Source organism: Bradyrhizobium canariense, assembly GCF_019402665.1.
Classification (GTDB): Bacteria; Pseudomonadota; Alphaproteobacteria; order Rhizobiales; family Xanthobacteraceae; genus Bradyrhizobium; species Bradyrhizobium canariense.
In genome coordinates this window covers 121,662-139,733 of sequence record NZ_VSST01000024.1, presented here as the reverse complement: position 1 = coordinate 139,733, position 18,072 = coordinate 121,662, and the positions used below count along the sequence as shown (strand labels likewise).

Sequence of the window (18,072 nt, the reverse complement as noted above, 5' to 3'; positions counted from 1 at the left end):
CGATGGAATTCTTCGAAAGCGCATTCTGGACCGGGTTTCTCTGGCCGCTGATCATCATGATCGCGGAGAGCGTCCTGGTGCTGGTCGTCCTGCTGGTGGCGATCGCCTACATCCTGCTCGCCGACCGCAAGATTTGGGCGGCGGTGCAGATCCGCCGCGGCCCGAACGTGGTCGGTCCCTGGGGCCTGCTGCAATCCTTCGCCGACCTCCTGAAGTTCGTGCTGAAGGAGCCGATCATCCCGTCCGGCGCCAACAAGGGCGTGTTTCTCCTTGCCCCCTTGGTCTCATGCGTGCTCGCGCTCGCGGCCTGGGCGGTGATCCCGACCAATCTCGGCTGGGTGATCTCCGACATCAATGTCGGCGTTCTCTTCATCTTCGCGATCTCGTCGCTGTCGATCTACGGCATCATCATGGCCGGCTGGTCGTCGAACTCGAAATATCCGTTCCTCGCGGCGCTGCGCTCGGCGGCGCAGATGGTCTCCTACGAGGTCTCGATCGGCTTCGTCATCATCACGGTGCTGCTCTGCGCCGGCACGCTGAACCTCTCGGCCGTGGTCGAGGCGCAGCATGTCCGCGGCCTCGCCAGCCTGATCGGGCTGCCGCAGCTCACCATCCTGAACTGGTACGTCTGGCCGCTGTTCCCGATGTTCGTGATCTTCTACGTCTCGGCGTTGGCGGAAACCAACCGCCCGCCGTTCGACCTCGTCGAAGCGGAATCCGAGCTCGTCGCCGGCTTCATGGTCGAGTACGGCTCGACGCCGTATCTGCTGTTCATGCTCGGCGAGTATGTCGCGATTGCCACGATGTGCGCGATGGCGACGATCCTGTTCCTCGGAGGCTGGCTACCGCCGGTGGACCTGCCGCCCTTCAATTGGGTGCCGGGGATCATCTGGTTCTCGCTGAAGCTGTTCTTCATGTTCTTCCTGTTCGCGATGGCCAAGGCGATCGTGCCGCGCTACCGCTACGATCAACTGATGCGCCTCGGCTGGAAAGTCTTCCTTCCGTTGTCGCTGGCGATGGTGATCGTGGTGGCCGGTGTGCTGCACTTTGCCGGCATCGCGCCGAAGTGAGGGCCGTCATGGGTATCAACATCAACGCCACTGCACGCTCGCTTCTGCTGTCGGAATTCGTCTCGGCGTTCTTCCTCGCCATGCGCTATTTCTTCCAGCCGAAGCCGACGCTGAACTATCCCTTCGAGAAGGGGCCGATCTCGCCACGCTTCCGCGGCGAGCATGCGCTGCGGCGCTATCCGAACGGTGAAGAGCGCTGCATCGCCTGCAAGCTGTGCGAAGCGGTTTGCCCGGCCCAGGCCATCACCATCGAGGCCGGTCCGCGCCGCAACGACGGCACCCGCCGGACCGTGCGCTACGACATCGACATGGTGAAGTGCATCTATTGCGGCCTCTGCCAGGAAGCCTGTCCGGTCGATGCCATCGTCGAAGGTCCGAACTTCGAGTTCGCGACCGAGACCCGCGAGGAACTGTTCTATGACAAGGCCAAGCTGCTCGCCAATGGCGACCGCTGGGAACGCGAGATCGCGAAAGCGATCGAACTCGACGCGCCGTACCGGTGAGATGAGAGCATGATCCTTCCCGCGCTGTTCTTCTATCTGTTCGCCGGCGTCTGCGTCGCCTCGGCGGTGATGGTGATTGTCTCGCGCAATCCCGTGCACTCCGTGCTGTACCTGATCCTGGCCTTCGTCAACGCCTCCGGCCTGTTCGTGTTGATGGGCGCCGAATTCCTCGCGATGATCCTGATCGTCGTCTATGTAGGCGCCGTCGCGGTGCTGTTCCTGTTCGTGATCATGATGCTCGACGTCGACTTCCTCGAGCTGCGCGAAGGCTTTATCGAGTACCTCCCGGTCGGCCTCGTGATCGGCGGCATCTTCCTGTTCGAGCTGCTGCTCACGGTCGGCTTCTGGGTCATCAACCCCGGCGTCGCCAAGACGATCACGGCGGCGATCCCGACCAACGTCTCCAATACCGAGGCGCTGGGCCTGGTGCTCTATACCAAGTACATCCACTACTTCCAGCTCTCGGGCATGGTGCTGCTGGTCGCGATGATCGGCGCCATCGTGCTGACGCTGCGGCACAAGGCGAGCGTCAAGCGGCAGGACATCAACGTTCAGAACGCGCGCACGCCCGAAATAGCGATGGCGATACGCAAGGTGACGCCGGGGCAGGGGCTCCAGGATTCTGACGCGGCGGAGTGGGTGAAATGACGATCGGGCTCGGACACTATCTTGCGGTCGGCGCGATCCTGTTCACGCTCGGGATCCTCGGCATCTTCCTGAATCGCAAGAACATCATCGTCATCCTGATGTCGATCGAGCTGATCCTGCTCGCGGTCAACGTCAACCTCGTGGCGTTCTCGACCTTCCTCGGCGACATCGTCGGGCAGGTGTTCGCGCTCCTGGTGCTCACCGTCGCGGCCGCTGAAGCCGCGATCGGTCTCGCCATCCTGGTGGTCTATTTCCGCAACCGCGGCTCGATCGCGGTTGAGGACGTCAATCTGATGAAGGGCTGATCGCATGATCCGGAAAAGTGGATACCGGTTTTCCGACCAGATCATGCGGAAAGATTAAATCATGGTCCAGGCAATCGTCTTCCTGCCTCTGCTGGGCGCCATTCTGGCCGGCTTGATCGCGCTTTTCGGCGCGCATGCCCGCAACCCCTCGGGCGACACGGTCGAGCATCACGATGATCACGGCCATGGCGCACACGCCCATGCGTCCGACACGATCAATGAGGATGCGTCGGTCATCCACGAGACACATCACGAGCCCGGCGACGGCCACGATGACCACCACGTCTCCGAGCCGCCCGCGGCGGGCTCGCGCGGCGCCGAGCTGATCACCACGGCATTGCTGTTCGTGTCGGCGGCGCTGTCCTGGATGACGCTGGTCGATGTCGGCTTCATGCACCATGACATGCGCATTCCGCTGCTGCCGTGGATCCTCTCCGGCGATCTCCAGGTCTACTGGACGCTGCGGGTCGACACGCTCACCGCCGTGATGCTGGTGGTGGTGACCACCGTGTCCTCGCTCGTGCACCTCTATTCCATCGGCTACATGGACGAGGACCCGAACCGGCCGCGCTTCTTCGGTTATCTCTCGCTGTTCACCTTCGCCATGCTGATGCTGGTGACCGCGGACAACCTCGTGCAGCTGTTCTTCGGCTGGGAAGGCGTGGGTCTGGCGAGCTACCTCTTGATCGGTTTCTGGTACCAGAAGCCGTCGGCGAACGCTGCCGCCATCAAGGCCTTCGTGGTCAACCGCGTCGGCGACTTTGGTTTTGCGCTCGGCATTTTCGCGATCTTCCTGCTGGCCGGCTCGACCGATTTCGAGACCATCTTCCATGCTGCGCCCGGCCTGACCGGCAAGACCATCGACTTCCTCGGCTGGCATGCCGACGCACTGACCCTGACCTGCCTGCTGCTGTTCATGGGCGCGATGGGCAAATCGGCGCAGTTCCTGCTGCACACCTGGTTGCCGGACGCGATGGAAGGCCCGACCCCGGTGTCGGCGCTGATCCACGCCGCGACCATGGTCACCGCCGGCGTCTTCATGGTGGCGCGCCTGTCGCCGCTATTCGAGCTCGCGCCGAACGCGCAGGCCGTCGTGATGTTCTTCGGCGCCACCACGGCGTTCTTCGCGGCGACCATCGGCCTCGTTCAGAACGACATCAAGCGCATCGTCGCTTACTCGACCTGTTCGCAGCTCGGTTACATGTTCGTGGCGATGGGAGCAGGGGCCTATTCGGTCGGCATGTTCCATTTGTTCACGCACGCCTTCTTCAAGGCGCTGTTGTTCTTGGGCTCCGGCTCGGTGATTTACGCGATGCACCACGAGCAGGACATCCGCAACATGGGCGGCCTGTGGCGCAAGATCCCCTACACTTACGCGGTGATGGTGGTCGGCACACTCGCGCTCACCGGCTTCCCACTGACCGCCGGCTATTTCTCCAAGGACGCGATCATCGAGTCTGCCTACGCCTCGCATAATCCATTCGCGATGTACGGCTTCCTGATGACGGTCATCGCGGCCGGCTTGACCTCGTTCTACTCGTGGCGCCTGATCTTCAAGACCTTCCACGGCGAGCCGCATGACGAGCATCACTACGAGGCTGCGCATGAAGCGCCGATCTGGATGCTGATTCCGATCGGTGTGCTCGCGGTCGGCTCCATCCTGGCCGGCTTCCCGTTCAAGGAGCTGTTCGCCGGTCACGGCATCGAGGAGTTCTTCCGCGAATCCGTGAAGATGAACCCGCACATCATCGAGGAGATGCACCACATCCCCGAGACCATCGCCTTCCTGCCGACGGTGATGATGGTGCTGGGCTTCCTGGTGTCGTACCTGTTCTACATCCGCCGGCCTTATCTGCCGGTCGAGCTCGCGAACACGCAGCCGATGCTGTACAAGTTCCTGCTCAACAAATGGTACTTCGACGAGCTCTACGACATCATCTTCGTCCGTCCGGCGAAGTGGATCGGCTACCAGCTCTGGAAGAAGGGCGACGGCTTCATCATCGACGGCCTCGGCCCCGATGGTGTCTCGGCCCGCGTGCTGGACGTCACCCGCAACGTCGTGAAGATCCAGACCGGCTATCTCTACCATTACGCGTTCGCCATGCTGATCGGTGCCGCCGGCCTGATCACCTGGTTCATGTTCGGCTTTGGAGGCCAGTAAATGACGACCTGGCCAATTCTATCCGTCACGACGTTCCTGCCGCTGGTCGGCGCGCTGATCGTCTATCTCAGCCGCGGCGATGACGAGGCGGCGCGGCGCAACTCGCGCTGGATCGCGCTGTGGACCACACTGATCACCTTCGCCGTGTCGGTGATCCTGGTCATGCGCTTCGACGCGTCGAGCGCCGACTTTCAGTTCGTCGAGAAGGCGAACTGGCTCGCCACCGGCATCACCTACCACATGGGCGTGGACGGCATTTCGCTGCCGCTGGTGATCCTGACCACCGCCATCATGCCGTTCTGCATCATCGCGAGCTGGAAGGCGATCACCAACCGCGTCCGCGAATACATGATGGCGTTCCTGATCCTAGAAACGCTAATGGTCGGCACCTTCTCGGCGCTCGATCTCGTGCTGTTCTACCTGTTCTTCGAAGGCGGCCTGATCCCGATGTTCCTGATCATCGGCGTCTGGGGCGGTCCGCGCCGGGTCTATGCGTCCTTCAAGTTCTTCCTCTACACGCTGCTCGGCTCGGTCCTGATGCTGCTCGCCATCATGGCGCTGTACTGGAACGGCGGCACCACCGATATCCCGACCCTGATGCACACCGCCGTGCCGCGCTCGCTGCAGACCTGGGCGTGGCTTGCTTTCTTCGCCTCGTTCGCGGTGAAGATGCCGATGTGGCCGGTGCACACCTGGCTCCCCGACGCCCACGTCGAGGCGCCGACCGCAGGCTCGGTGGTCCTGGCGGCGATCATGCTGAAGATGGGCGGCTACGGCTTCCTGCGTTTCTCGCTGCCGATGTTCCCGCTGGCCTCGCACGACTTCGCGCCGCTGATGTTCACGCTCTCGACCATCGCCATCATCTACACCTCGCTGGTGGCGCTGATGCAGGAGGACATGAAGAAGCTGATCGCGTACTCCTCGGTGGCGCATATGGGCTTCGTCACCATGGGTATCTTTGCCGGTACCATGCAGGGCGTCGCCGGCGGCGTGTTCCAGATGATCTCGCACGGCATCGTCTCCGGCGCGCTGTTCCTCTGCGTCGGCATCGTCTACGACCGCATGCACACCCGCGACATCGCGGCCTATGGCGGCCTCGTCAACCGGATGCCGCTCTACGCGCTGACCTTCATGGTCTTCACCATGGCCAATGTCGGTCTGCCCGGCACCTCCGGCTTCGTCGGCGAATTCATGACGCTGCTCGGCACCTTCAAGGTCTCGATCCCGACCGCGTTCTTCGCCACCTTCGGCGTGATCCTGTCGGCCTGCTACGCGCTGTGGCTCTACCGCAAGGTCGTCTTCGGGGCGCTGGTCAAGCCGTCGCTGATGAGCATGAAGGATCTCACCTTCCGGGAGGGCCTGACGCTGTTCCCGCTGATCGCGCTGACGATCCTGTTCGGCATCTATCCGAAGCCGGTGCTCGACATGTCGGCGGCCTCGGTCCAGCAACTCGTCAACAATTACAACACCGCTGTGACGGCCGTGAAGGCCGCCGCACTGCTCCAGTGAGCGGGCAGGTCAGGATATCGCCATGAGCTTTGAGACTGCAGGTTATCAACTGGCGCCGGTGCTGCCCGAGCTCGTGCTCGCGGTCGGAGCCATGGCACTCCTGATGCTCGGCGCCTATCGCGGGCAGGAGACCACCAAGACGGTCACGACGCTTGCGGTGCTGCTCCTGATCGTGGTCGGCGTGCTCGAATACATGCTGCCCGCGGGCAAGCACGTGACCTTCGGCGGTAGCTTCATCGTCGATGATTTTGCCCGCTTCATGAAAATCCTGGCTCTGATCGGCTCGGCCGTGACGCTGGTGCTGTCGACCGAGTTCCTGTCGGATCCGTCGCGCCGCATCTTCGAATACGCGATCCTGGTGCTGCTCTCGACGCTCGGCATGATGGTGCTGATCTCGGCCGGCGATCTGATCTCGCTCTATCTCGGCCTCGAATTGATGTCGCTGGCGCTCTACGTTGTGGCGGCCTCGAACCGTGACAACGCCAAGTCGACCGAAGCCGGCCTGAAGTATTTCGTGCTCGGCGCGCTTTCGTCGGGCATGCTGCTCTACGGCTCCTCGCTGATTTACGGCTTCACCGGCACCGTCGCCTTCACCGGCATCGCGGCGGCCGCGACGATCTCGAATGTCGGCCTGGTGTTCGGCCTGGTCTTCCTGCTCGCCGGCCTTTGCTTCAAGGTCTCGGCCGTGCCGTTCCACATGTGGACACCCGACGTCTACGAGGGCGCACCGACCCCGGTCACCGCCTTCTTCGCCTCGGCCCCGAAAGTGGCCGCGCTCGCGGTCTTCACGCGCGTCACGCTGACCGCATTCCCGGGGATCGTCTCGCAGTGGCAGCAGATCCTGGTGTTCGTGTCGATCGCCTCGATGGCGCTGGGTTCGTTCGCCGCGATCGGGCAGAGCAACATCAAGCGCCTGATGGCCTATTCCTCGATCGGCCATATGGGCTTTGCCCTGGTCGGCCTCGCCGCAGGCACGGTCGAGGGCGCGCAGGGCGTGCTGATGTACATCGTGATCTATGTCGCGATGACGCTGGGCTCCTTCGCCATCATCCTGGCGATGAAGCGCAACGGCCAGCCGGTCGAGCAGATCAGCGATTTCGCGGGTCTCTCGCGGACCAATCCGCTGCTCGCCTTCATGTTCGCGATGCTGCTGTTCTCGCTCGCCGGCATCCCGCCGCTGGCCGGCTTCTTCGCCAAATGGTACGTCTTCGTCGCCGCCATCAAGGCGAATTTGTTCACGCTCGCCGTTATCGGCGTGCTGACCAGCGTGGTCGGCGCCTACTACTATCTCAGCATCGTCAAGACGATGTATTTCGACGAGCCGGCCGGGCAGGTCGATCCGGTGCGCGTCGAAGTCAAGACGGTGCTGGCGGTTGCGGGTCTGTTCAACATCCTCTTCGCCCTGTTCGCGGGCCCGGTGGTGAGCGTCGCCTCCGCCGCGGCCAAGTCGCTGTTCTAGGATGGCATTCGCGCTCGGTCCTCGTGCGGCGTCGGCGGGCTACAAGCTCGCAGCTTTCGAACGGACCGGCTCGACCAATACCGAGGCGATCGAGCACGCGAGGCGCGGCGAACGTGGCCCGATGTGGTTCGTGACGTCGGAGCAGACCGCCGGCCGTGGCCGCCGCCAGCGCGCCTGGATCGCGCCAAAGGGCAACCTTGCCGCCAGCGTCCTCGAAGTCCTCGACGTCGCCCCTTCCGTCGCCGCGACGATCGGCTTTGCGGCCGGGCTGGCCGAGGAGGCCGCCCTGGAGAAGGTCAGCCTGGAGGCGGCACTGCGCCTTGGCGAGGGCCGTCCCCGCTACACCCTGAAATGGCCGAACGACGTGCTGGCCAGCGGCAAGAAGCTGGTCGGCATCGGCCTGGAGGCCGAAGCCATCGGCGACCGCCTTGCCATCGTCGTCGGCATCGGCACCAATGTCGTCGCCGCGCCCGAGGGCACGCCCACACCGGCGGTGTCACTGGCCGCGCTCGGCGTCCAGATCAGCGCTGAAGAGCTGTTCTCGGCGCTCTCCGATGCCTGGGTGGAGTTCCGCGGTATCTGGGACAATGGCCGCGGCTTTGCCGAAATTCGCAAATTGTGGCTGGAGCGCGCCGCCGGCCTCGGCGAGCGGGTCGCGATCCACACGGGAGTGATGACGCTGGAAGGCATTTTTGACACGATCGACGACACCGGCTGCCTGATCGTCCGCACTGCGGAGGGCCGGCGCGTGCCGGTGGCCGCGGGCGAGGTGTTCTTCGGCACGGCCGCCTCCGTGGGAGCTGCGTGATGGCGAAGCCTGAAGAACTGGTATTTGCACCGCTCGGCGGCGTCGGCGAGATCGGCATGAATTTGTCGATCTACGGCCTCGGCAACCGCCAGCAGCGGGCCTGGCTGGCGATCGATCTCGGCGTCTCCTTCGGCGACGAGGAGCATCTGCCGGGCATCGACCTGATCATGCCCGACGTCAGCTTCCTGGAGAAGGAACGCAAGAACCTGATGGGGCTGGTGCTGACCCACGCCCATGAGGACCATTTCGGCGCCATCATCGACCTGTGGCCGAAGCTGAAATGCCCGATCTACGCGACGCAGTTCAGTGCCGCGCTGTTCGAGGCCAAGTGTGCCGCCGAGCGCAATGCGCCGAAGATCCCGGTGACGGTGGTGCCGTCGGGCGGGCGCGTCGATATCGGCCCGTTCAACGTCGAGTTCATTCCGGTCGCGCATTCGATTCCGGAGTCGCATGCGTTGGCGATTCACACCGACGTCGGGACGGTGCTGCACACCGGCGACTGGAAGATCGATCCGACCCCGATCATCGGCCGCCCGACCGACGAAAAGCGGCTGCGGGAGCTCGGCGATGCGGGCCTGCTCGCCCTGATCGGCGATTCCACGAACGCCGTGCGCGACGGCCGCTCACCCTCGGAAGCCGAGGTTGCCAGGTCCATCACCGAGCTCGTCAAGGCCGCCAAGGGCCGCGTCGCAGTCACGACCTTTGCCTCCAACGTCGCGCGTCTGAAGGCCGTCGCCATCGCTGCGAAGGCCGCCGACCGTGAGGTCGTCGTGGTCGGCCGCGCCATGGAACGCGTGGTGCAGGTCGCCCGCGAGACCGGCTATCTCGACGGCGTGCAGAGTTTCCGCTCCGCCGAGGTCTACGGTCATCTGCCGCAGGACAAGGTGCTGGCGCTTTGCACCGGCAGCCAGGGCGAGCCCCGTGCCGCGCTGGCGCGGATCGCCAATGACGACCATCCCGAGATCACGCTCAACCGCGGCGACAGCGTGATCTTCTCCTCGCGCACCATTCCCGGCAACGAGAAGGCGGTCGGCGCGATCATCAATGGCCTGGTCTTGCAGGGCGTGGAGGTCATCACCGACCGCGACCAGCTGGTCCATGTCTCCGGCCATCCCCGCCGCGACGAATTGCGCGACATGATCGCCTGGACCAGGCCGCAGCTCCTGATCCCGGTCCACGGCGAGGCCCTGCACCTGAACGAGCACGCCAAGCTCGCGCGTGCCGCCGGCGTGCCGCGCGTGCTGGTCTGCCGCAACGGCGACCTCGTCAAGCTCGGCCCCGGCGATCCCGGCATCATTGGGCAGGTGCCTGCGGGCCGTCTCTACAAGGACGGCACGATTCTGGAGGACTCCAAGTCCCGCGCCGTGGTGGAGCGGCGCCGCATGGCCTTCTCCGGCTGCGCCTTCGTCGCCATTGCCATGACGCAGCAAGGTGAACTCGTCGACGATCCCGAGGTCGATCTGATCGGCATCCCCGAGAAGAACAAAGCGGGCGAGCCCTTCGACGACATCGTCTTCGACGCCGTGGTCTCCACCATCGAAGGTCTGCCGAAGGCGCGCCGTCGCGACGCGGATGCGCTGGCTGAATCTGTGCGACGCGCTGTCCGTTCGGTGATCAACGAACATTGGGGTAAGAAGCCCCCCTGTCTGGTACATGTGCTGACAGTGTAACGGGAGAGAAACATGCTGGGCCGGCTCAATCATGTCGCGATCGCGACCAAGGACGCCGTCAAGGCCGCCAAAATCTATGGCGCCGCATTCGGGGCCCAGATTTCGGAGGCCGTCGCGCTGCCCGAGCATGGCGTCACCACCGTGTTCGCGACGTTGCCCAACACCAAGATCGAGTTCATCGAGCCGCTTGGCGAGGCCTCGCCGATCGCAAAGTTCCTCGACCGCAACGCCGACGGCGGCATCCACCACGTCTGCTATGAGGTGGTCGACATCATCGCCTCGCGCGACACGCTGGTGAAGGAGGGCGCAAGGGTGCTCGGCGACGGCGTGCCGAAGATCGGCGCCCATGGCAAGCCGGTGCTGTTCCTGCACCCGAAGGACTTTTCCGGCGCGCTGGTCGAAATCGAGCAGGCATAGGCCGAAGCCATGGCCATCCAGATCTCAACGGCAATCGCGATCTACTTCGTCATCTGGTGGATCGCGCTGTTCCTGACGCTGCCGTTCGGCGTGCGCAGCCAGCACGAGGACGGCGTCGGAGTGCCGGGCAGCGACCCCGGCGCGCCGATCCTGACGCGGATGAGGAGCAAGCTGATCTGGACCACTATCATCTCGGCGATCATCTACGGGATCGCCATGGTCGCCTATCACGCCGGTTATCTCTCGATCGAACGCCTGTCGAAATTGATGGGCATGCCGTTTTAGGATTTCGTGGTTGGCTTTGTTGGGGGACCAATGACTTTTCAGAGGATCGTCGTCGCGCTTCTGGTGCTGATCGTCGCCGGCCTCGGTGCCATCGGCTATTTCGAGTGGAAGATGGCCGTGCAGGTGCGCACCCTGAAGGCGTTTGTCGAGGGCTACGTTTTCAACGAGGCCGTGATCGCCTGCGAGCAGGCCAAGAGCTCGACGCCGTTCAAATGGAACGGCGGCAAGAGCACCGCGGTGATCGGCCTGAACTCGGTCAAAACAGACAAATACACCGTCAGCGCCAGCTACACGCTGGTGGCGGACAGCGTCTATTGTGATTACGATCCGATCAAAAGAAAGGCCGAGATCGGCTCCAGCTTCCTGGAGCGGGAGTAACGATCCGGCCCCTAGATGGGATGGGATCGTCATGACCGGAGACGGGGCAGGGGATTATCGGATTCTGCATGAGGCTGACTTGCGGGATTATCTCGCAGGCGTTCCGGACCTCGCAGGGACCCTCGGTGGCGAGCCGGCCTCCTGGTCGATCACCGAAGTCGGCGACGGCAATCTCAATCTCGTCTTCATCGTCAAGGGCGGCCGCGGCGGCGTCGCCGTCAAGCAGGCGCTGCCCTATGTCCGCCTCGTCGGCGAAAGCTGGCCACTGCCGCTGTCCCGGGCTCATTACGAATATCTCGCTTTGTCGCGGCAGGCCGAGCTCGCGCCCGGCCTCGTGCCGGCGCTGCTGCATCACAACGAGGCCTTGGCGCTGACAGTGATGGAGCTGCTCGAGCCCCACATCATCATGCGCAAGGGGATGGTTGCGGGGACTCAGTACCCGCGCTTTGTCGATGACATCACCACCTTCATGGCGCGGACCTTGTTCTTCACCTCCGACCTCGCGCTGTCGGCGGCCGAAAAGAAGCAAGCCATCGCAGCCTTCGCCAGCAACCATGCACTGTGCAAGATCACTGAGGATCTGATCTTCACCGATCCCTACCGCATCGCCGAGCAGAACCGCTGGACCGCGCCCTATCTCGATGCGCTCGCCGCAGAGCTCCGCGAGGACATGGACCTGCATGTCGCGATCTCCCGGCTGAAGCTGAAGTTCATGGCCAGCCCCGAGGCGCTGCTCCACGGCGACCTGCACACCGGCTCGATCATGGTCACGGACGGCGAGACGCGGGTGATCGACCCCGAATTCGCATTCTACGGCCCGATGGGTTTCGACGTCGGCGCGGTGCTGGCGAACCTCCTGATGGCTTATTTTGCCTCCGCCGGTCACGAGCGCTCGCCGGGCGAGCGGCGTGCGTTCGAGGCCTGGGTGCTGGAGACGGTCGAGAACGTCTGGAACGCGTTCGCGCGCAAGTTCCTCGAGCTCTGGCGCGCCGGCGCCGCAGGCGATGCCTATCCCGCCTCGCTCTTCGCCGGCGAGACAGGCGCGGCACGACTGGAGGCCGAGCGGCAGGCCTACATGCAGCGGCTGTTTGCGGACACGGTCGGCTTCGCCGCGGCAAAAACCATCCGCCGCATCTTCGGTCTCGCCCACAATATCGATTTCGAGCTGATCGAGGATCCGCGCCGGCGCGCGATCAGCGAAGCACGCGCCGTGCGGCTGGCAAGGACGATGATGCTGGAGACGGGGGCGTTTCCGACCATCGCGGACGTCACCGCCGCAGCGCGAAAATTGCGCGACTGGCAGCCGGAGTTCTAGCGGGCGTCCTCGCAAATCGGCGCGACCCGCGCATACGTCAACCCCTTCAAGGCGCTTGCGCTCGACGTGCCGCGGATGATCAACTCTCGGACCAGAGCACGGCTTGCGTTGTCGGAGGGACCATGATGTTCAGGATAGTGGCGATCGTCGCGGGTTTGGGACTGGCGCTCGTCGCCTCGGCGGAGGCCCAGACGCCGCGCAAGGGCGGAACCATCCGCATGACCGCGCCTTATGGCTCGAGTTTCACCAGCCTGGACATTCTTACCACGCAGCGCGCCCAGGACGAGATCTACGCCAAGGCGTTGCACCGGTCGCTCTACATCTGGAATTCCGCGGAAGGCAAGCCGGTTCTGGAGCTTGCCAAGGAAGATGTGATCTCGGGCGGCGGTCTCGTTCACACCTTCAAGCTGCGCGACGACGCCTATTTCCACAACGGCCGCAAGATGACGGCCGACGACGTCATCTGGACCTACAACCGCATCATGGACGGCACCAAGGCTTATCCCGGCGCGCGTTATGTCCGCGTGATCGAGGGCGCGGCGGCGGTCGAGAAGGGGCAGGCCAAGGAGATCTCCGGCCTGAAGAAAATCGACGACTTTACAATCGAGATGAAGCTGACCGAGAAAGTCGATCCGGGTTTCTACTTCTGGAACGCGATCACGTCGATCTATCCCGCCGACGAAGCCGCCAAGGACAGCTTTCTCCAGAAGCCGATCGGTCTTGGGCCGTTCAAGTTCGTCGAGCACGTGCCGGGATCGCGCATCGTTCTGGAGCGGTGGGACCGGTTCTACAAGGCCGGCAAGCCCTACGCCGACAAGATCATCGTGTCGGTCATGGGCGAGGCCGCGGCACGCGATGTCGCCTTCCGCAACAAGGAGATCGACACCTCGGTGCTGGGACCGGCGCAATATGTCGCCTATCAGAACGACGCCGACCTCAAGGGCACCGTCGTCGAAGTCGCCGAGGTCTTCACCCGCTACATGGGGATGAATCCCGCGTTCAAGCCGTTCGCCGACAAGCGGGTCCGGCAGGCGATCAACTACGCGATCGACACTGACCTGATCATCAACAAGCTGGTCAAGGGCAAGGCCTACCGGGCCACCAGCTGGCTGCCGCTGACCTCTCCCGCCTACGACAAGGCCATGAAGCCCTATGCCTTCGATCCCGCCAAGGCCAAGCAGCTGCTCGCTGACGCCGGCTATCCCACGGGCTTCGAATTCGAATGGACCACCAGCCAGAACGAGAGCTGGGGTCTGCCGATCGTCTCGGCCGTGATCCCGATGCTGGACCGGGTGGGCATCAAGGCCAAGGTCAAGCAGGTCGAGACCGCGGTGCTGGCGGAGGTGGTTCGCAGCGGCGACTACCAGGCCTTCATCTACTCGCAGGCGACCGGACCAGATCCCCAGGCCGCCCTCAAATGCTTCCACTCGGCGACGCCGCAATCAGCCTGCAACTACATGAACTTCAAGAATCCCGAGTTCGACAAGCTGATCGACGAGGCCGGACAGTCCGATGACGCTGCAAAGCGTACCCAGCTGCTGCAAAAGGCCAACGCGCTCCTCTACGAGGAGGCGCCGGTCTGGTTCTTCAACTACAACAAGGCGGTCATGGCGGTGCAGCCGTGGCTCAAGGGAATTCAGCTGAACGCGACGGAACTCACCCATCAGAACGTCGAAGACCTCTGGGTCGACGAGAGCTCGCCCGCGAAGTGACACACGCTCTCGCGCTCCCTCCGTCGAGATGAACGACGGAGGGAGAGAGGAAAACTGCCGATGCTCTCCTTCCTGTTCCGCCGCCTGCTGCAGACCATTCCGACCGTGCTCGCGGTGGTGGCTCTGGTGTTCGTGCTGTTCAGCGTCGTTCCCGGCAGCATCGTCTCGTCCATGAGCGACGATGCCGATCCGCAGGTCGAGCTGCGCATGAAGAAGCAGCTCGGCCTCGACGATCCCGTCTATATCCGCTTCGGCACCTACATCGCCAAGCTTGCGACCGGTGATTTCGGAACGTCGTTCCGCACGCGCGAGCCTGTGACGTTCATGATCGCCAAACGGATATGGCCGACGCTCCAGCTCATCTTCACCGCCATGGTGTTTTCTGTCGTGATAGGGGTACCCCTGGGTTTCATCGCCGCGCTGAAGCCGGGGGGCATCGTCGACACGCTGGCCATGGTCGTGGCGGTGTCAGGACTTTCGATCGCCAAATTTTGGCTCGGACTGGTGCTGATGTATTTGTTTGCGTTGAAGCTCGGCTGGCTGCCGAGTTTCGGCTATGGCGATGGCGGTCTGAAATATCTGATCCTGCCTGCCGTGACGCTCGGCGTCTCGCCGATGGCGCTGTTCGCCCGGACGACACGTGCCGCCGTGCTCGAGATCATGACCGCGGATTTCGTTCGCACCGCGCGCTCCAAGGGCATGAGCGAGACCCGGGTCGTGAAGTGGCATGTGATGCGCAACGCGCTTGTGATCATTCTCACCACCGTCGGCCTGCAGTTCGGCGGGCTGATGGGGCAGGCGGTCGTGGTCGAGAAATTGTATTCCTGGCCGGGCATCGGCTCGCTGCTGGTCGACAGTGTCCTGCAGCGCGACATTCCGGCCGTGCAGGGCTCCATTCTCGTCGTGGTGCTGTCCTTTCTCGCCATCAATCTGCTGATCGACGTGCTCTATGGCGTGATCGATCCCAGGATCAGATACGCATGAAGCTCCGCGCCAATCTCATCATCGGTGGCGCGCTGTTCGCGCTTGCGATCCTGGTCGGCCTGCTCGCGCCCTGGCTGGCGCATACCGATCCCGTCCTGGACGCCAATCTGCTCAACGCGGAAGAGCCTCCGAGCTGGACCTGGTGGTTCGGCACCGACGACCAGGGCCGCGACATCTATTCCCGCGTCGTCTATGGCGCGCGCGTTTCGCTGACGGTCGGCATCGTCTCGCAGCTCATCAACAGCGTCATCGGCGTGGCGCTGGGCCTGAGCGCCGGCTATTGGGGCGGCTGGTGGGACGATGTCGTCAACGGCCTGACCAATCTCATGCTCGCGATTCCCTCGCTGATCTTCGCGCTGGCCATCATGGCGGTGCTTGGCCCCGGCCTGACCAGCCTTCTGATCGCACTCGGCTTGACCAACTGGTCCTTCACGTGCCGGATCGCGCGGGCCTCGGCGCTGTCGCTGAGGAGCCAGGGCTATGTGCAGGCCGCGACCGTGCTCGGCTACGGCGATCTGCGCATCATGATCACCCAGCTGCTGCCGAACATGTTGGGGCCGATCGTCGTCATCGGCACGCTCGGCATGGGCAGCGCGGTCTTGTCGGAAGCCGCATTGTCGTTCCTCGGCCTCGGCGTCCGCCCGCCGTTCCCGAGCTGGGGCAGCATGTTGTCGGATGCCCGCGATCAGATCACGACGGCGCCGTGGCTCTCGGTGTTTCCCGGCCTTGCCATCTTCCTGACGGTGCTCGGCCTCAATCTGCTCGGCGACGGCCTGCGCGACATTCTCGATCCACAATCGCGGAGCCGGCGCACATGACCGGCGCGCCGCTGATCGAAGTCGAGGATCTGCGTATCGATCTCGACGATGGAACGCAGCGCGTTGCGGCGGCCGAGGGTATTTCATTCCGCATCGATCGCGGCGAGACCTTCGGCCTCGTCGGCGAATCCGGCTGCGGCAAGAGCATCACCGCGCTCGCCTTGATTGGTCTGTTGCGGCAGCCTTTGTCGATCGGCGGCGGCGTCATCCGGTTCGAGGGGCGCGAGATCCAGCACCTTTCAGCCGGCCGGCAACGGGATCTGCGCGGCAATCGCATCGCCATGATCTTCCAGGAGCCGATGACGGCGCTGAACCCGGTCTCGCCGGTGGGCCGACAGATCGCCGAGATGTTCGTGCTGCACAAGGGCAAGAGCTGGCGGGAAGCCGACAGACTCGCGGTCGAGGCGCTTGCGAGCGTCCGCGTTCCCGCGCCGGAGCGGCGCGTGAACGATTACCCGCACCAGCTGTCCGGCGGCATGCGTCAGCGCGTGATGATCGCCATCGCGCTCGCCTGCGGTCCGGATCTCCTGATCGCCGACGAGCCGACAACCGCACTCGACGTCACCGTGCAAGCCGAAATCATTGAGCTGATGCGGAATCTGTGCGCCGAGCGGGGAACCGCAATCCTGATGATCAGCCACGATCTGGGGCTGGTTGCCAATGTCTGTCGCCGCGTGGCTGTGATGTATGCCGGCCGCATCGTCGAGGAGCGCGGCTCGGCCGATATTTTCCGGGCACCCTCGCACCCCTATACGCGGGGCCTGGTTGCCTCGCTGCCGCGGCTCGGCAGTCGCGCCGCGCTTGGCCGCACCCGGCTGACGGAGATCGCGGGCGTCGTCCCGGCCATCACCAATTTCCCCGACGGCTGCCGGTTCAATCCGCGCTGCGCACAGGCGACCGATATTTGCCGGACCACCGCGCCGGGTGCGGATTTGCTGGAGGCCGGCGGTCTGGTCAGGTGTCATCACCATGCATGAGCCGCAAGACAGGTTGGGTGAGACGCGGCCGGACGACGATGTCATTCTCAGCGTCAGGGATCTCGCGGTCCATTTTCCGCTCGGCGGCGGCCTGCTGGGGCGAGGCCGTCGGCTGCTCCGTGCCGTCGACGGCGTCGATCTCACCCTGAAGCGCGGCGAATGCCTCGGCCTCGTCGGCGAGTCCGGCTCCGGCAAGTCGACAGTCGCATTGTCGATCCTTGGTCTCGTGACGCCGACGCGCGGCCGCATCGTGCTGGACGGACAGGACGTGACGAACAGGCCATCCGGCGATCGCAAGGCGCTGGCCCGCATCGTGCAGATCGTGTTTCAGGATCCCTACGCCTCGCTCAATCCACGCCAGACCGTTCGCCGCACGCTGGAAGATCCCCTGCGTGTGCATGGCGTCACGGCCAAGAGCGAGATCGAGGACCGCGTCGCGAAGATGCTGCGGCATGTAGGCCTGCGGCCGGAGCAGGCCGACCGCTACCCGCATGAATTCTCAGGCGGCCAGCGCCAGCGCATCGGCATCGCCCGCGCCCTGATCCTCAATCCCAAAATCGTCATCTGCGACGAGCCCGTCTCGGCGCTCGATGTCTCGATCCGCGCCCAGATCATCAATCTGCTGCTGGAATTGAAGGAAACGCTCGGTCTCTCCTACATCATGATCAGCCACGACCTCGGCGTCGTCGAGCACATGAGCGACAAGGTCGCCGTGATGTATCTCGGCCGCATCGTCGAGAACGGCCACTGGCGCGAGATTTTCGAACGGCCGGCGCACCCCTACACCCAAGCCCTGATCGCCGCCATCCCCGATCCACTGCGCCACGCACCGCTGGCGACGACAGGCGGCGATCTTCCCAATACGCTCAATCCGCCGAACGGATGCGCGTTCAGCCCGCGCTGCCGGTATGCCGAGGCGGTGTGTCGGCGCGAGCCCGGGCCGGCGCTGGAAACGCGGACCGATGGGCACGCGGTGCGATGCTGGCGAGCGGATGAGATTGCGGGGCAGGCGGCGTTGGTGTCGACCGAGGGCGAACATTTTTAGGAAGGAGT

Annotated in this window: 18 protein-coding genes; all 18 read left to right on the top strand. The window is 64.0% G+C overall.

The features are described 5' to 3' along the window. Positions 1-2: 2 nt before the first annotated feature. The 18 genes from nuoH (at position 3) to FXB41_RS14325 (ending at position 18,064) form a co-directional block, all read left to right on the top strand. On the top strand, positions 3-1,070 hold the full coding sequence (gene nuoH / locus FXB41_RS14410) for an NADH-quinone oxidoreductase subunit NuoH (protein WP_007603555.1): 1,068 nt from the start codon (positions 3-5) through the stop codon (positions 1,068-1,070). Positions 1,071-1,084: 14 nt separating this feature from the next. After that, positions 1,085-1,573: an NADH-quinone oxidoreductase subunit NuoI gene (gene nuoI, locus FXB41_RS14405; protein ID WP_026232873.1), complete on the top strand. Its 489-nt coding sequence runs from the start codon at positions 1,085-1,087 to the stop codon at positions 1,571-1,573. 9 nt (positions 1,574-1,582) lie between these two features. Next, the gene (locus FXB41_RS14400; RefSeq protein WP_007603557.1) at positions 1,583-2,221 is read left to right on the top strand and encodes an NADH-quinone oxidoreductase subunit J; all 639 of its coding nucleotides are present in this window, start codon (positions 1,583-1,585) and stop codon (positions 2,219-2,221) included. Beyond that, positions 2,218-2,526 carry an NADH-quinone oxidoreductase subunit NuoK gene (nuoK, locus tag FXB41_RS14395; RefSeq protein WP_007603558.1) on the top strand — a complete coding sequence of 103 codons (309 nt, stop codon included), beginning with the start codon at positions 2,218-2,220 and terminating at the stop codon, positions 2,524-2,526. Before FXB41_RS14400 ends, nuoK begins: the two co-directional genes overlap by 4 nt. 61 nt (positions 2,527-2,587) lie before the next feature. Beyond that, entirely contained in the window at positions 2,588-4,687 is a 2,100-nt protein-coding gene (gene nuoL / locus FXB41_RS14390) for an NADH-quinone oxidoreductase subunit L (RefSeq protein WP_007603560.1), read from the top strand. After that, positions 4,688-6,196, top strand: coding sequence for an NADH-quinone oxidoreductase subunit M (locus FXB41_RS14385; RefSeq protein WP_007603561.1), 1,509 nt, complete (start codon positions 4,688-4,690; stop codon positions 6,194-6,196). A gap of 22 nt (positions 6,197-6,218) precedes the next feature. Continuing rightward, positions 6,219-7,655 carry an NADH-quinone oxidoreductase subunit NuoN gene (gene nuoN, locus FXB41_RS14380; RefSeq protein ID WP_007603562.1) on the top strand — a complete coding sequence of 479 codons (1,437 nt, stop codon included), beginning with the start codon at positions 6,219-6,221 and terminating at the stop codon, positions 7,653-7,655. A 1-nt stretch (position 7,656) separates the two neighbouring features. Next, the gene (locus tag FXB41_RS14375) at positions 7,657-8,463 is read left to right on the top strand and encodes a biotin--[acetyl-CoA-carboxylase] ligase (RefSeq protein ID WP_007603563.1); all 807 of its coding nucleotides are present in this window, start codon (positions 7,657-7,659) and stop codon (positions 8,461-8,463) included. Then, positions 8,463-10,133, top strand: coding sequence for a ribonuclease J (locus FXB41_RS14370; protein WP_007603564.1), 1,671 nt, complete (start codon positions 8,463-8,465; stop codon positions 10,131-10,133). The genes FXB41_RS14375 and FXB41_RS14370 overlap by 1 nt, the downstream gene beginning before the upstream one ends. Positions 10,134-10,145: 12 nt before the next feature. Next, on the top strand, positions 10,146-10,550 hold the full coding sequence (gene mce, locus FXB41_RS14365; RefSeq protein WP_007603572.1) for a methylmalonyl-CoA epimerase: 405 nt from the start codon (positions 10,146-10,148) through the stop codon (positions 10,548-10,550). Between the two features lie 9 nt (positions 10,551-10,559). Beyond that, complete coding sequence (locus FXB41_RS14360) at positions 10,560-10,835, top strand: DUF1467 family protein (RefSeq protein WP_007603573.1); 276 nt, start codon at positions 10,560-10,562, stop codon at positions 10,833-10,835. 30 nt (positions 10,836-10,865) lie between these two features. Continuing rightward, entirely contained in the window at positions 10,866-11,213 is a 348-nt protein-coding gene (locus tag FXB41_RS14355) for a hypothetical protein (protein WP_007603574.1), read from the top strand. 31 nt (positions 11,214-11,244) lie between these two features. Continuing rightward, on the top strand, positions 11,245-12,528 hold the full coding sequence (gene mtnK / locus FXB41_RS14350) for an S-methyl-5-thioribose kinase (RefSeq protein ID WP_219682214.1): 1,284 nt from the start codon (positions 11,245-11,247) through the stop codon (positions 12,526-12,528). Positions 12,529-12,650: 122 nt separating this feature from the next. After that, positions 12,651-14,240 carry an ABC transporter substrate-binding protein gene (locus FXB41_RS14345; RefSeq protein WP_088941256.1) on the top strand — a complete coding sequence of 530 codons (1,590 nt, stop codon included), beginning with the start codon at positions 12,651-12,653 and terminating at the stop codon, positions 14,238-14,240. Between the two features lie 60 nt (positions 14,241-14,300). Beyond that, positions 14,301-15,224, top strand: coding sequence for an ABC transporter permease (locus FXB41_RS14340; RefSeq protein WP_007603579.1), 924 nt, complete (start codon positions 14,301-14,303; stop codon positions 15,222-15,224). Then, the gene (locus FXB41_RS14335; protein WP_007603580.1) at positions 15,221-16,042 is read left to right on the top strand and encodes an ABC transporter permease; all 822 of its coding nucleotides are present in this window, start codon (positions 15,221-15,223) and stop codon (positions 16,040-16,042) included. The genes FXB41_RS14340 and FXB41_RS14335 overlap by 4 nt, the downstream gene beginning before the upstream one ends. After that, positions 16,039-17,019 carry an ABC transporter ATP-binding protein gene (locus FXB41_RS14330; RefSeq protein ID WP_007603581.1) on the top strand — a complete coding sequence of 327 codons (981 nt, stop codon included), beginning with the start codon at positions 16,039-16,041 and terminating at the stop codon, positions 17,017-17,019. Before FXB41_RS14335 ends, FXB41_RS14330 begins: the two co-directional genes overlap by 4 nt. Then, positions 17,012-18,064 carry an ABC transporter ATP-binding protein gene (locus FXB41_RS14325; protein ID WP_219682213.1) on the top strand — a complete coding sequence of 351 codons (1,053 nt, stop codon included), beginning with the start codon at positions 17,012-17,014 and terminating at the stop codon, positions 18,062-18,064. Before FXB41_RS14330 ends, FXB41_RS14325 begins: the two co-directional genes overlap by 8 nt. The last annotated feature ends 8 nt before the right edge of the window (positions 18,065-18,072 follow it).

Bases quoted from the DNA above. Each gene is read 5' to 3' on its own strand.
- nuoH (WP_007603555.1), top strand. From the start codon at position 3: ATGGAATTCTTCGAAAGCGCATTCTGGACCGGGTTTCTCTGGCCGCTG.
- FXB41_RS14400 (WP_007603557.1), top strand. From the start codon at position 1,583: ATGATCCTTCCCGCGCTGTTCTTCTATCTGTTCGCCGGCGTCTGCGTC.
- nuoK (WP_007603558.1), top strand. From the start codon at position 2,218: ATGACGATCGGGCTCGGACACTATCTTGCGGTCGGCGCGATCCTGTTC.
- nuoL (WP_007603560.1), top strand. From the start codon at position 2,588: ATGGTCCAGGCAATCGTCTTCCTGCCTCTGCTGGGCGCCATTCTGGCC.
- FXB41_RS14385 (WP_007603561.1), top strand. From the start codon at position 4,688: ATGACGACCTGGCCAATTCTATCCGTCACGACGTTCCTGCCGCTGGTC.
- nuoN (WP_007603562.1), top strand. From the start codon at position 6,219: ATGAGCTTTGAGACTGCAGGTTATCAACTGGCGCCGGTGCTGCCCGAG.
- FXB41_RS14375 (WP_007603563.1), top strand. From the start codon at position 7,657: ATGGCATTCGCGCTCGGTCCTCGTGCGGCGTCGGCGGGCTACAAGCTC.
- FXB41_RS14370 (WP_007603564.1), top strand. From the start codon at position 8,463: ATGGCGAAGCCTGAAGAACTGGTATTTGCACCGCTCGGCGGCGTCGGC.
- mce (WP_007603572.1), top strand. From the start codon at position 10,146: ATGCTGGGCCGGCTCAATCATGTCGCGATCGCGACCAAGGACGCCGTC.
- FXB41_RS14360 (WP_007603573.1), top strand. From the start codon at position 10,560: ATGGCCATCCAGATCTCAACGGCAATCGCGATCTACTTCGTCATCTGG.
- FXB41_RS14355 (WP_007603574.1), top strand. From the start codon at position 10,866: ATGACTTTTCAGAGGATCGTCGTCGCGCTTCTGGTGCTGATCGTCGCC.
- mtnK (WP_219682214.1), top strand. From the start codon at position 11,245: ATGACCGGAGACGGGGCAGGGGATTATCGGATTCTGCATGAGGCTGAC.
- FXB41_RS14345 (WP_088941256.1), top strand. From the start codon at position 12,651: ATGATGTTCAGGATAGTGGCGATCGTCGCGGGTTTGGGACTGGCGCTC.
- FXB41_RS14340 (WP_007603579.1), top strand. From the start codon at position 14,301: ATGCTCTCCTTCCTGTTCCGCCGCCTGCTGCAGACCATTCCGACCGTG.
- FXB41_RS14335 (WP_007603580.1), top strand. From the start codon at position 15,221: ATGAAGCTCCGCGCCAATCTCATCATCGGTGGCGCGCTGTTCGCGCTT.
- FXB41_RS14330 (WP_007603581.1), top strand. From the start codon at position 16,039: ATGACCGGCGCGCCGCTGATCGAAGTCGAGGATCTGCGTATCGATCTC.
- FXB41_RS14325 (WP_219682213.1), top strand. From the start codon at position 17,012: ATGCATGAGCCGCAAGACAGGTTGGGTGAGACGCGGCCGGACGACGAT.